Below are 14664 nucleotides of genomic sequence, written 5' to 3'. Positions count from 1 at the left end.
TTTTTGCGGTATCTTAATGTGGTTGTGCAATTTTTTGCAAGAATCTCATCGTTTTTGATCTTTTTTTGTGCGTGTTTATGTGGTGTAAAAAGCTTATATTGCATTTAATAATCATAATCAACCTAAACAAACAAGATATGAGAAAAATCTTTACCTCAATCTTTTTTCTGTGCGTTTTACTTTCTGGCTTATCCACAATCGCCCAGGTAAAAACGGTAACCGGAAAAATCACATCCTCTGAAGATGACGGTCCTTTACCAGGGGCTAGCATCAAAGTAAAAGGAACCACTGCAGGAACTTCTACAGATGGAAATGGTAACTTTAGTTTACAGGTATCTCAGTCTAATGCGGTACTTGTTATCAGTTTAATCGGTTATCTGCCCCAAGAAATTCCGATAGGCAGTAAGACTGTTGTTAATGCAAGGCTTGTTGCCGATGCCCAACAGCTACAGGAAGTAACCGTTTCTACCGCATTGGGGATTACCAGACAGGCCAAATCACTGGGATATGCCGCTCAAACCGTCAGATCAGAAGATCTGAATTTTAATCGTCAGCCCAACTTAATCAATGCTTTACAAGGTAAGGTAGCCGGGGCAACCATATCCAGTACAGGGGGAGGCCCGGGTCAGGGAGCGAGCATACGTGTTAGAGGTGTAAATTCCATCGACCCAACTATCTCTGGAGACCCGCTATATGTAATTGATGGTGTTCAGATTGATAATTCTACCTCCACCGCAGGAGCGAATCCCGGAGGTACAGATTATGGCTCCAGAGGGGTAACTAACCGTGCCTCCGACATTAACCCTGAAGATATTGAGAGCATCAATATTTTAAAAGGTGGTGCAGCTACGGCATTATACGGTTTAAGAGGTGCCAATGGAGTGGTTGTAATTACTACAAAAAAGGGAAAACAGAATGGTTTCAATGTTAACCTCACCAGCAGTTATGGCTTTGATCAGGTATTAATCAGTCCGGATGTGCAAACAGAATATACCCAGGGCGTTCTGGGCGTTTATACCAATCCTCCAGGCGGTATTGGGCCAGCATGGGGGCCAACCATAGCCGAAGCTAAATTAATTGACCCTACACATCCAGATCAACTTTTTAATAATTATGACCGGGCATTTGGCACGGGGCAACAAATTAAAAACTCCGTATCCGTTACAGGTGGAAGCGATGCAATCAAATTCTTCTCTTCTATATCTCAACTTTATCAAAAAGGGATGATGCCCAATACCGACAACAAGAATTTCTCGGGACGTTTAAATACAGACTTTATCATCAGTCCGAAGTTTAAGGCTGCACTTAACATGAATTTTACCAATTCAGGAGGCTATACCTATAGCTCAGATAGATTTGGGGAGAGTTTGGCTTATTGGTCGCCACGCTATGATGTATCAGATTATCAGAATGCAGATGGATCTCAAAAATTTGTTGGAACCAATAATCCAATCTGGGGAACAGCAAACAACAGATTTAAAGGTGATGTAAACCGCTTTATTGGTGGAGCAACACTAACATACGATCCGGCAAAATGGTTAAGCTTTTCTTATCGTTTAGGTATAGACACCTATAGCGATAACAGGGTGAGAACTGCTCGTGGACCAATGTTTACCAATGAAGCTATGTATGATAATGAACTGGGCTTTTACGGTGAATATAATAGTAAGTTCAGAACCATCAACAGTACTTTCGTAGCTACTTTAACTTCAAAGTTGACAGATAATCTTACCGGAACATTAAGATTAGGACAGGAGCTTTATGATAAAAGAACCAAAGATGTTGGGGTTTTAGGAAGCCAGTTAGGGGTTTATGATTTTTTCAATCTTGCTAATGCAAAGGTATTAACGCCAAGTCATTCGCTGAGAGAAAAACGCCTGGTAGGTTATTTTGGAGAGGCTACCTTAGATTATAAAAACTATCTCTTTTTAACCTTAACAGGTAGAAACGATATTACTTCAACACTTTCTAAAGATAACCGTTCATTCTTTTACCCGTCGGCGAGCTTAAGTTATGTGTTTTCAGACCACTTCAAGCTGCCAACGGCTATTAGTCAGGGAAAATTGAGGTTATCTTATGCCAGAATCGGTAAAGATGCTACAGAATATGCAACCTTTACTGGTTTTACACCAAATACATCTATGCCACCGGGAAGTGCGGGGTTAACCATGGGTGCTGTTTTGGGTAATCCAGGTCTGCGTCCGGAGTTTACCAATACTTATGAAGCTGGTTTAGAAATGTCGTTCTTTAAAAATCGCTTAGGTTTCGATTTTACGTATTACTATTCATTAAGCAAAGATCAGATTGTTAGAACACAGGTTTCATCTGCTGTAGGTTATGTAACAAAATTCATTAATGCCGGAGATATCCGAAATAGGGGTGTCGAGTTGGTAATTAATGGCAAACCAATTGTGAGCAAAGACTTTAGATGGGATGTGAATGCAAATTTCTCTGCAAACCGAAACAAGGTGCTTACTATGCCAGCAGGCATAAGTGAAATCGTTTACGGTGCAGCGCGTGGTTATGGAAATGCAGGGGTAACCATGAAGCTGATCGAAGGACAACCATATGGTAATATTTATGGTAGTTATTTCAACAGATATTATGGTACTCAGGCTGAAGACCCAATTGTATTGGATAAAAACCTTCCTTTATTGATTGGTGCCAACGGATTTCCAATTATTTCTGGTGGCAAGCAAAAACTTTTAGGTAACTCTCAACCAGACTATATCGTAGGCCTTGGAAACACTTTTACCTATAAAAGTTTCAGCTTGAATGTACTTTTTGATGCCCGTTTAGGCTTTGAGAAGTATAACTGGTTAGAGGATTTCTATTCGGCGTTCGGATTGCCTGACTACACCGCGGACAGACGTACTTTCAGAACTTTTGAAGGGTTTTTAGCAAATGGTACACCCAATACGAAACAAGTATGGATGGGGCAACAAGTTGGTCCGGATGGTGTAAACTACGGAGAAGGTTACTACCGTGTTTATTACCGAAATGTATCTGAACCATTTGTTACCGATGCATCATGGGTTCGTTTACGCTCGGCAAGTTTAGCTTACAATGTCCCTCAAAAATGGTTACCTAAAAAAGCCATTAGAAATGCTTCCCTGGCAGTTACCGGGAACAATTTATGGTTGTGGACAAAATACTATGGTGTAGACCCGGAATCAAGTTCTTATGATGCTGGCAGCAATAATGATGGATCTGCAGGTTTTACCTATCCATCAGCGCGGAGTATTATGTTTACACTTAATGTTGGATTTTAATTAGAACTACCATGCAAAAAATCATAAAATATACCTTATTCTCAGCCTTAATTGCCACCGTTGGGCTACAGGGCTGTAAGGACAGTTACTTTGATAAATTAACCAATAACCCGAATCAGGTAGCTGTTCCAACACTTCCCGGATTGTTGGCAGATGTAACCTTTAAGTCGGGGATCAATAATTATAATGTTGGAAGTATTGTAGCACCATACGTTCAGTATACGGCAAATCCGTCGGCAAGTGCTGCAGGAGATACTTATCAATCTATCGATTTTTCTTCTACCTGGGACCAGCTTTATTTCGCAATGGCTGATGCCAATGAGTTGAAGAAGCTGGCTGTCAGTCAGAATTCAAGTGAATATAAAGGCGTTGCAAATGTACTTATTGCTTACAACCTTACATTGGTTAACGATTTGTGGGGTGATGTACCTTTTTCTCAGGCATTTGATATCAATAATCTTTTTCCAAAATATGATAAACAGCAGGATGTTTACAATTCGGCTATGACGCTTTTAGACGAAGCCATTGTTGAACTGGCAAAAACTACATCGGCAGTTAAATTGCAGGCGGCAAATGACCTGATTTACGGAAAGGTTCCAAGTGTTGCTACAAACGAACGATTATACTGGTTAAAGTTCGCCTATGCCTTAAAAGCACGTTTGCTCAATAAGGTGAGTAAAACAGCTGCTTATAATCCTGCTGCGGTACTAACTGCCCTGGGAAGCGCTTTTGCAAGTAATGTGGAAGATGCCGGAATGGCCACTTTCAGAGAACGTAATCCCTGGGCGGGGGTAGCTTTGGCCAATTCACAACAATCGTTAGGTGGCTGGCTGTCAGAGCAATTAATCGAACAGCTTAAAGGTGGTACTGCTGCTCCATCTGATCCGCGTATTGCTAAAATTACCGATAAGACAGTCAATAACGTTTACATTGGAACTGTAAATGGTGCAGGTAATAAAACACCGGGCGCAAATACAACTAAAGATGAGTGCTATATTTCGCAGAATTCACCATGGACTAGCGATACTGCACCTGTGTATCTGGTTACCTTTGCTGAGCTTAAGTTTATTGAGGCGGAAGCAGCATTTGCAACTGATAAACCTCGGGCTTATGCTGCTTATCTGGCAGGTATCAATGCCAATATGGATAAGCTTCAGGTACCAGCAACTGATCCGGAGCGTATAGCATACCTGGCCGATCCGAGAGTGTCTGTGGGCGCAGCAGCTTTAACCAAAGATCTCATCTTCAGAGAAAAGTATATTGCAACCTATTTAAATCCTGAAGCCTGGAATGATGCACGTCGCTTTGATTATAAGTATAAAGATTTCACTCTTCCAGTGAATGCGGTTTTAACCGACTATATCCGCCGTATAGACTATCCACAGGGTGAACGCAGTAAAAACGGGGCTAATGTTCCTGCTGATGTGGTTAGAACAACCAAGCTTTGGTGGGATCAGTAACAATATTATAGAAATGCGCTTTAGATGCCTTAGTTCTTAATGGATTAAGGCATTTTTTTATAAATTATCTTTAAAATCACTTCCATGAAAAAACTGTACTCAATCTTTAGTTTATTGTTTGTTTCTTCAACATTATTTGCACAAACCTACACCCTAAAGTCCGTGCTGTCTTATCCCTTCCCAAGTCAGCTGGTTGCAAGTAAAACCCAGGGTAAACTGGCCTGGGCAGTAAATGAACAGGGAAGGAGAAATATTTATGTTGCTGAAGCTCCCGCTTACAAAGCGATTAAAATTACCGATTATAAAGAAGATGATGGTCAGGAACTGAGCAGTTTAGCCATATCAAATGATGGGAACTGGATTGTTTATGTACGCGGAGGGGACCATGGCGGGCGTGATGCCGGGCCTGTCAATGCTGCTTCCTCGCCGGTTGCCCCTAAAATACAGGTTATGACCATTCCATTTAAAGGAGGTAAAGTGAATGTAATCGGAGAGGGGGACAACCCGGTTATTTCTCCTAACAGTGATAAACTTGTTTTTGTAAAAGCAGGCCAGGTTATGGTTAGTCCGATGGATGGATCTGCTCCGGCACAAAATCTATTTTATGCAAAAGGAACAAATGGTGTTTGCAGGTGGTCGCCCGATGGGAAAAAACTTGCATTTGTTTCCAACAGGCAGGATCATGCTTTTATTGGTATTTACACTGATCAAGCTACACCTATACAATGGATTGCTGCTGCATTTTCGAAAGACAATTCGCCAGTTTGGTCGCCAGATGGTAAACAACTTGCTTTTATCCGCCAGCCTGGATCGGGCGGAGAGCCTGATTCTATTTTGACTAAAAAACATCAGCCATGGGCGATATGGAAGGCAGATGTTATTACAGGGAAAAACGAAATGATATGGAAGTCACCGGAAACCATAAGGGGATCATACCCTTCTATAGATGGAGGTGTAAATCTGAATTGGGCTAAAAATAGAATTGTATTTACTGCTTATCATGATGGCTGGCCTCATTTATATGCAATAAATGAAGATGGAAAAAACGAATTTTTGCTAACACCTGGAGCTTTTGCTGTAGAGAATATAAAGCTGAGTGCCGATGGAAAACAAATGCTTTTTTGTTCAAATACGGGAAAAGATGCGGATGATCTGGATCGACGACATGTTTACCAGGTGTCAGTCGATCGGGCAGATATGAGGGCTTTGAGTGTAGGAAAAGGCGTAGAATCGTACCCCGTAATCGCCGGAGATGGAACAGTTGCCTGTTTAAGTTCAACGGCACAACGACCCTTGTTGCCCGCTATTTTAGCTAAACAAGAAATAAAATTATTAGGAGAAGAACTGCTTCCAGCTGACTTTCCAATAAAAGAAATGGTTACACCAAAACATGTTCGTTTCAAAGCTGCAGATGGAAATACCGTTTACGGGCAGTTGTTTTCACCTTCAAAGCCGTTAAAAAATCATCCTGCCATTGTTTACGTACATGGTGGCCCACAACGCCAAATGATGCTGGGCTGGAATCCAATGGATTACTATTCTATTGATTATGCTTTAAATCAATATTTGGTTAGTATGGGCTTTACCGTACTTTCAGTTAATTACCGCTTAGGATTAGGATATGGTTATGACTTTCATAAACCATTAAACGCGGGAGGACAGGGCGCTTCCGAATATCAGGACATCAAAGCTGCGGGAGAATGGTTAGCTGATCAACCCAATATTGATGGCAAGAAAATAGGGATTTATGGAGGTTCGTATGGCGGATTTCTTACTGCTTTGGCTTTAGGAAAGGATTCGAAATTGTTTGCCGCCGGGGTAGATATTCATGGGGTAAACAACAGGTTTAGCAATGCAAATGCCGAAAATAACCCCACTGCGCCAGATGCAGTACTTGCTGCTGAGCGAGCGAAGCAATCTTCGCCGGTAACTTATATTTCTACCTGGACATCGCCTACTATGATTATCCATGCAGATGATGACCGAAATGTAGCGTTCAGTCAGAGTGTTGATTTAGCCAAACGTTTTGAAGATAAAAAGTTTGATTTTGAGTTTTTAGTCATCCCTGACGATACTCATCACTGGATGAAATTCTCTAATGGAGTGAAGGTAAGTGAGGCAACAGCAGATTTTTTAAAGCGAAAATTACTCCAGAAGAGATAATTTTAAAGGAGATTAGGAAATGGAAAATTAATGCACAACGAGCAACGAAAACATATTCTCTAAATCCTAATCTCTTTTATTAGTTGGCCAGTTTCTTTTTTTCTAAGATTTCTGTAGCCTTCCGTAGATCGTAACCCTGTTTGGAAAGGTAATTATTGGCTCTTCCCCTGTATTTAGCAAACCATTGATTGCGTTCTCTGCTGGTTAAAACATTCAAGGCATTTTCCCGTGCCTCGATCAGGTATTCCCGTACTTTAACTTTGTGATCATCGGTTAAATGGGGTAAAAGCTCAACAAACCGCGCATATTCTTTATTAAGCCCTTGTCCGGTCATCTCATTCTTAATGGTTTCAATTTGATTGACATCGAGTGTTTTGGAAAGCTCAGAGATAAAAAGATCACGCTGTTTATCTAGCTTTGCTTTACTTTCTTCCCACGCAGTCTGACTTTCGCTTTCTATTTGTGCATCATTTTTTTGAAGTCTTTTAGCTTCATCAATGCGTGCTTGTTTTGCTGACTGGATTTTGACGATTTGCTGGTACTGATAGGCTACCAGGTTCCGAATCTGTTCTGCTACTTTCTGATCTTTTAAGTCCAGTGCAGTCATCACTTTTTTCGACTCCGTAATTTCTAATGAAGTTGAACCAGTGTCTCTTCTTTTTGCCCAATCTTCACCTTCATTTTTAAGTTGATATCCTTTTGATGATAAATAATTGGCAATTTTTCCTTTGTAATTGTTAAACCAGGCATGTTTTGCTTTAGCGGTTCCGGCATCCATTGCTTTTTCACGACCTTCTGTTAAATATTGTAATATTTGGTTTTTATCGGCCTGGCTTAGATATGGAAGCATGAGTAAATAGTTGGCGTATGTAATCGGAACGGTGTGGTAGGTCATCCCATTCTTTACCTCATCAATCTGTACTGAATCGAGTTCCTTACCCAAGGCCTTTAAATAGCTTTTATGGAGTTTGCTCATCTCCAGGTCATTACCTCTTTTTATCGCTTCAGTAACCGGTTTGTTAGCTTTGAGTTGCTGCTCTGATATGGTTTGTAGTCTATCTAAAGCAATATATTGCTGCGCGATGAGGGATTTTACTCTAGCGGCTTTCCTGGTATCGTTTAGCTTAAGTGCTTCGGATATTTTAGTAGCGCGCGCTGCAGCAATCTCAGCATAAGGTTTTGTATCTTGAGCCACCAATTTTAAAGTAGCACATAACGTCAATCCGATTAACCAAACAGCTTGTTTTTTCATTTTGGGTATTTTACAAAGAGGAGGGAAGGAAATAAAAATGGCGACCCAGATGAGTGGCCGCCATTATTGAGCTATTTTTAATTTTGAGCTTTTACGTTAATTGCAAAGTACAGGCGACCATTGTCTGAGCTAATTTGCTTGAAATGAACCGCCCCAAGCTTGCCTTCAGGTGTTTTAAAGTAAACAACGGAGCCTACTTTTATCGAGCCTGCAGAAGTTCTAGGTGTCTCTTTCAGATTGATGGTTTTTGCACCTACAACGGATTGAATAGTACTCCCTGAAACCAGATTATTATTGAAAGTGCTGGCATCATTTGCCTGTCCGCTAAACAAGGTTGCGCGCTTGGTCCAACTGCTGATGTCGAACTTGTTAAAAAACAGCGGGCTTGCACTTAGCGAATAAATGTGGTACCAGTACCCACCAATTGCATTTGCATCGTTGAGGGTTGCTGGCGTTCTGTAAATACCAAAATCGAGATCTGCAGATACATTTTTACCGTTCGCGTAGCTAAAGCTCTCTCCGAGTTTGATCGAATAGTAGCTGGCTATGTCTTGAGATACACTATCCGGCAGATAAATTCTCCTGTTCGCGATCAGTGTAAAATTTGGTATCACATTGAATGAAACAGATTTATATCCATCACCAATGTACGTGGCTTGTTTATTCAGTGCGTAAACGCGATACTTGCTTTCGCCAACTCTTGATGCTACGAACTTATAAATGCCGGTGTATGAACGTTTATCCGCATTATCTGGCAGGTTAATTTGTAAAACAGGAGCTTCCTGCCCTTCTCTTCTTACACATACTGCAGCCATATCCTCCTTTGCTGAAGTAATATTAAAGCTGAGGTATACACTATCTCCATCGTTTATGTTTTTGTAATCTACAATACTTAAAGGATAATCTGCTTTGAAAGTAACAGATACATCATTGAACATGTTATATATATTGGGTGCAGTTTTTTTACATGCCGTAAGTGACAGGGTCAATCCTGCTATTAAGCCGCATAAGGCAAGGTTTCTACTTTTCATCTTCATCTTTTCTAGGTTAATCAATTAATTTGCTAAAGGGTCAAAGGATCCACCTGCCCAACCTATAGTAGGAAGAAGGAGCGGACTTGAATACATAAAATCGTTGTGGAAGGTGTAGAAATAATGATACTCAGGAATACTGAAAGAACCTATCCCGGCTGGTGTAATTATGGTATTTCTAAAGAAATAGTTATAGGTGCTTTTTTTGTTGATATCAACAGTATCTCTTTTGAGTGTAGTAGTATTTGGAATAACAGATTCTAAGTCTTTGATGTATTCTGTTTTTTGAACCTCTATTCTTAAAGTTTGTATGGTTCCAGATAAAAGATGCCATTTTCTTAATCGTCTAAGATCGGCATTACGTTTGTTTTCGAAAGAGAATTCGATAAACCGTTCATTCGTAATCAGTTCTCTCATTAAGCTGGCATTGTTAGCTGCGCCCAGGCCATAATCATTACCTGCATTTCCTTCTTCTATTCCGGCTCTTTTTCTAATTTCTCTAATCAGGCTTTTGGCAAGCGTAAGGTCTCCGGTTTCGTTCGCACATTCTGCATAATTCATCATTACTTCTGCAAAGCGGAGTTCGATCCAGTCCATACCACTACCACCCAAATTATTAGAATAAGCTACAGAAGCCTGAGCAAGTGCTGGAGTAGCAAATTTTTTAGAATAAACACCGTAATTGGCTGTTTCTCCTGTAGCATTGGCATAATTCCATTGTTTCCTTCCTGCTTTACCACTTAAAGGCCAGACACTACCATTGTAGGCAAATGTTGCTGCGAAACGCGGATCTCTGTTTTGCCAGAACATAGTTGCATCAAAAACATATTTTGCAGTTCCGCCTGTTGTACTGATCGGGTTACCATCTTTCATGGGATAAGCATTCAGTAAGATAGTGGTTGGGATAAATGCATTATTTGCAGAACCACCTTCAGTAGTAGGCCTTACACGGTTTTCGGTATTGTGACCTCTTCTTTCAATGGTTGCCGAATAAGTTCTCACTAATATCGCCTCTGTATTGGCAGTTCCTTCCAGTAAGAAAATATCAGCATAATTGGGTAATAATTTTTTACCTGAAGCAACGCACATATCATATGCCGCTTTATTGGCTTGTAATGCGGTTTGCCATCTGGCAGCATCATTTTGAGGGTTAAATTGCGGGCTTGCCCAATAAAGCAATACCCTGGCCTTTAAGCAGGCTGCAATTTCGCGTGAAATTCTTCCTCTTCCTGTTCCGTCATCCCAGGTAGTTCCGGTAAGGTTCTCCATGGCAAGGTCAAGATCACTTAAAATCTGATCGAAACATTTTTTTGCACTTGCACGGCCACCTACATTCAAATCACTGGGTGTTTGTGGTGTCAACACCAGCGGAACACCTCCGTATACTTTTACCAATTCGAAATAATTGATGGCCCTTAGGGCATAATATTGACCTAAAAATCTCTTTTTCTGGATATCCGTCATTGTTCCTGTTGGAATGAAGGCTATAGCATTGTTGCAACGGGCTATATCAAAATAGCGGTTGTCTCCAAAAGTACTGCCCTGATATTTATTTCCAACAAAACGGACATCGTTGTTAGCCAGTGTCCCCTGAACACCTAAAGCGGCTTTGGCCCATTGATCGTTTCCGGAAAAAAAGTTTTCATCGCTGGCCAGATGGATAGGGTAACGATCGTAAGTATCCTGATGAGGAAACCTCGGAATGCTCATGTCGTAACTTTCACGCAGATGCATTTCTACAGCGCCCTCGGTACTCCAGATGGCCGCATCTATACCTCCACGGTCTTTAAGTTCGAAAAATTCATTTTTATTTACGCAGGCTACACTTAGGCTAGCTACACTTAAAAGCAAAACTGCTTTTTTGATGATATTTTTATAGTTAGTAATCATGATTTCAAATATTATAGATTAGCACTTAAGCCCAATGAAATGGTTCTGATTGTTGGATAGTCATACGCACTGGAAGTGTAAGGATCTTTATACTTTAGTGGATTAACAATCGTCCATAAGTTATTTCCGGTTGCTAATATTCTAAGGTTGCCCATTCCAATTTTTCTGGCAAAAGTTTCAGGTACTTTATAGCTTAAGGTCATGTTGTTGATGCGGATCATCGTTCCGTTAACCGCCCAGAAGGTAGAATTTACCCCAACAGAAGGATCATCGTATCTTGGCATAAGCCCCTGTGTAGGGTTTTCCGGTGTCCAGCGATCTCTCCAGATGGTTAGTACATTATTGGTAAGTGAAGCTGATGTAACAGCACGACTATCATAAAATACTTTTCCTCCAAATCTGGCCGCAATATTAGTGCTTAAGCTAAGTCCTTTGTATCCCAGGTTGATGTTAATACCCGTGCTAAGGAAAGGGTTAGGATGTTTATAAAGTGGGGCCATATCCGATTCATTGATGATGCCATCCTGGTTTGTATCTTCATATACCAGCCATCCTACCTCAGGAATAGCTCCTTTAAAGTTGTAGTTGGGATTGGCTTTAATGAAAGCATCAACTTCGGCCTGAGTACGAAGCATACCTTTTGCCACCAGACCAATGTTGCCGCTACTGTATATTCTTGGGTCCAAGCCTGTAGAAATGATATCCTCACCAACATTCAGCAATAACATCTGTGGATTATAAAATTCGCGATAAACTACTGAGTTGCCAAAACTGAAGTTCATGCTGGTGCTTAACGAAAGGTCTTTCGCTATATTTGCACGGTAACCGAGGGTAAATTCTGTTCCCCAGTTATATACTTCGCGGTAATTTACTGTTGCAGATTTAAAACCAGCATACATAGGGTAGAGCTTGTCAACGCCACCATCAAAACCATCATAGGTATAGTTTCTAAATACCTCTATACCAACATTTAATTTATTATCAAGCATGTTGGCTTCAATACCTGCATTGAAAGTTTGTTTTTTCTCCCATGTTATAGATGGATTTGGCAATACAGAAGGGTTTAAACCAATGCTGTTGTTGTTGCCAAAAAGATATCCATCGTTCAAACTAATCAGGTAACGTTCCTGCCACAGTCTCGAACTTACACGGTCATCACCTGTAATACCATAATTTACTTTAAATTTTAAGAAATTTATGAACTTCACATTGTCTTTAAAGAAATTCTCATTACTTACAATCCAGCCTAAACCTATACTAGGCGAAAGTCCCCAGCGGTTACCTGCACCAAAATTGGATGAAGCATCAATACGGGCCACACCTTCCAAGAGATATTTTTTGTCGAAATCATAAGAAAAACGACCAAAGAATGAGCGTTTACTCGATTCAGTAACTGTTCGGGTAGGCTGTTGTGTCTTGTTCACATCAAATGCCCAGGGATCATCAACCAATGGTACCATTTGGCCTACCCAAATATTTTGTTGGGTTTCAGTGTTGGATACTGTTTGTTCTCCACCTGCAATTAAATCAAATGCATGTTTTCCAAAGGTTTTGGCATACTGTAAGGTGAAGAACCCTTGATAACTGTTTCCGGTAGATTGTCCGGCTCTTGTTTCTGCATTCGCCATACTTACTACAGACACCACTGGGTTTACAATTGCAGGCTGATCAGAATAAAAGCGGCGGTTGCTGCCGGTCATCTCAAAATTATAGGCATCGTAAGGAGCTTTGTATAATCTGGTTTTTGATGAATTACCACCTTGTGAGAATTGTAACTTGGCTGTTAAACCTTTGATAAATGAAGGCTGATAGCTCAAACTCGCATTAATCCGATAGCCAAAGCCTTTCCTGTCATCATAGTAACCTGAATTTAATAGGTTTAGCGGATTGGTAACTGAGCCAAAGTTAACAGGTTTATCATTGATACTAATTGGGACCCATCCCGGAACGGTAATGATTGACCTGAAAAAATCAGCATCATTTTCTGTGCCATTGTTATTGGCTTTATTCACATTCTGATCTACGTTAAATGCAATATCTGCCTTTAATCCAGGCAAGATATTGGCAGTCATCCCGCTTCTAAAGGTATACCTGTCTACTTTTAATCCTTTATAATTTCCATTTTCATTCTGATAGCTACCTCCAGCAAAAAAAGTAACGCGTTCACTACCACCAGAAATGCTCAGGTTATGTCTTTGTGTAAGTGAAGCTTGCCAGAGTTCATCATACCATGATTTGTAGTTCAAATTTTGCAGGTAAGCCAAATCTGCCGCAGAAAAGAAATCTGTGGCGGGTTTATTGCCAATTCTTAAGCCTTCGTTTAACAATACTGCGTGCTCGTAAGGGCTCAGCATTTCTGGAACCGTTGCAGCATCAGAAACCCCCACATAGCCGTTATAGCTTAAGCTTGGTTTTCCAATTTTTCCACGCTTGGTTGTGATCAAAACTACCCCTTTGGCTCCGGAAGCTCCATAAATAGCGGCTGAAGCATCTTTAAGTATGGTGATGTTTTCAATCATGGATGGATCTAAATTGTCGAATGCATCGCTATTGGGCATTGATATACCATCAATAATATAAAGTGGTTCGGAAGTTGCTCCAATGGTATTGCCCTGTGCGCTTGTGCTTGCATTACGGATGTTCAGGTTGATAGAAGAACCTGGTTTCCCTGATACAGCACTAACACCCACACCTGCTATCCGGTTTCTCAAGGCCCCTGCAATGTTAGGAGAGGGAATGTCCTGTAATTCTTCACCTGTAACAGTCGCTACAGAGCCTAATACATCAGATTTTTTCTTCACCCCATAACCTACAACAATTACATCTTCAAGGTCGGCATTATCTGAAACCAAGGAAACATTTAACGAAGATTTACCACTTAATGCAATCGTTTGCCTAACATAACCCACGTAAGAAAATACAAGGATGTCGGTAGCAGGATCTGCCTGAATGGTATACACGCCTTCACCATTGGTACTTACATTGCTCGGTTTCCCTTTAATACTTACATTAACTCCCGGCAAGGGGCCATTGTCGTTCTTGTCGGTAACTTTACCCGTGATTTTCTTTATCTGCGCATAGGAGGGGGCGCAAAAAAGGAGGGTTAATAGCAGTACCCCATTTAAAGTTAGTAGAATTTTTTGTTTCATATTTGGTCGGTTATTTTTTACTCATTAAAGCTTCAGAAACGGTTCGGAACTGAATGCGTAGCAATAAATCAATTGGAGCTGTAGTGTCGGCTAATTTGGGAGGGAAGGGGAATAAGAGGAGCTTAATTGTTAGTGACAAGGGTTTCCAAGTCTGTTGGCAATTTAATCCATTATAGAATTGCCTTTTTTTGCGAAAATTTGGTTAGTGTAATTAGTATTTGTTTGTTTTTGTGTTGTGTCTTCCTATTGAGGAGATACTGGTTTTTTTATTACGCTAATGAGTAATAAAAACCGGAGTTATATGCTATAATCTCTTTCTCATATATTCATTAATAAGCAAAATCTTTATAGGGAAAGATTTTGTAGTTTACATCTGGTTAAAGCCTTATCTGATAATTTATTAAAATTTCAAAATAGCGGGGATCAATTCTTGGTAATTATTAGCCA

The 14664-nt window shown here is 40.5% G+C and carries 7 protein-coding genes; 3 read left to right on the top strand and 4 right to left on the bottom strand.

Going from position 1 to position 14664, the window contains the following annotated elements:
• Positions 1-137 precede the first annotated feature (137 nt).
• From ACQY77_RS08110 to ACQY77_RS08100, 3 genes are all read left to right on the top strand, one after another.
• A complete protein-coding gene (locus ACQY77_RS08110; protein ID WP_421938479.1) occupies positions 138-3272 on the top strand; it encodes a SusC/RagA family TonB-linked outer membrane protein in 3135 nt (1044 codons plus the stop codon).
• An 11-nt stretch (positions 3273-3283) separates the two neighbouring features.
• Positions 3284-4732 (top strand): SusD/RagB family nutrient-binding outer membrane lipoprotein, encoded by a 1449-nt coding sequence (locus ACQY77_RS08105; RefSeq protein ID WP_421938480.1) that lies wholly within the window; start codon positions 3284-3286, stop codon positions 4730-4732.
• A gap of 84 nt (positions 4733-4816) precedes the next feature.
• Positions 4817-6895 carry a S9 family peptidase gene (locus ACQY77_RS08100; protein ID WP_421938481.1) on the top strand — a complete coding sequence of 693 codons (2079 nt, stop codon included), beginning with the start codon at positions 4817-4819 and terminating at the stop codon, positions 6893-6895.
• 79 nt (positions 6896-6974) lie between these two features.
• Here ACQY77_RS08100 and ACQY77_RS08095 read toward each other — a convergent pair whose 3' ends face one another.
• From ACQY77_RS08095 to ACQY77_RS08080, 4 genes are all read right to left on the bottom strand, one after another.
• Complete coding sequence (locus ACQY77_RS08095; RefSeq protein ID WP_421938482.1) at positions 6975-8147, bottom strand: DUF3826 domain-containing protein; 1173 nt, start codon at positions 8145-8147, stop codon at positions 6975-6977.
• A gap of 77 nt (positions 8148-8224) precedes the next feature.
• A complete protein-coding gene (locus ACQY77_RS08090; protein ID WP_428430127.1) occupies positions 8225-9184 on the bottom strand; it encodes a hypothetical protein in 960 nt (319 codons plus the stop codon).
• 18 nt (positions 9185-9202) lie between these two features.
• The gene (locus ACQY77_RS08085) at positions 9203-11068 is read right to left on the bottom strand and encodes a RagB/SusD family nutrient uptake outer membrane protein (RefSeq protein ID WP_421938484.1); all 1866 of its coding nucleotides are present in this window, start codon (positions 11066-11068) and stop codon (positions 9203-9205) included.
• A gap of 11 nt (positions 11069-11079) precedes the next feature.
• A complete protein-coding gene (locus ACQY77_RS08080) occupies positions 11080-14217 on the bottom strand; it encodes a SusC/RagA family TonB-linked outer membrane protein (protein ID WP_421938485.1) in 3138 nt (1045 codons plus the stop codon).
• Positions 14218-14664: the final 447 nt, after the last annotated feature.

The sequence above is a fragment of the Pedobacter sp. genome (genome assembly GCF_965279535.1).
In the GTDB taxonomy this organism is placed as follows: domain Bacteria; phylum Bacteroidota; class Bacteroidia; order Sphingobacteriales; family Sphingobacteriaceae; genus Pedobacter.
Note: the sequence above shows the minus strand (reverse complement) of the source record. Positions and strands in the feature narration are given on the sequence as shown.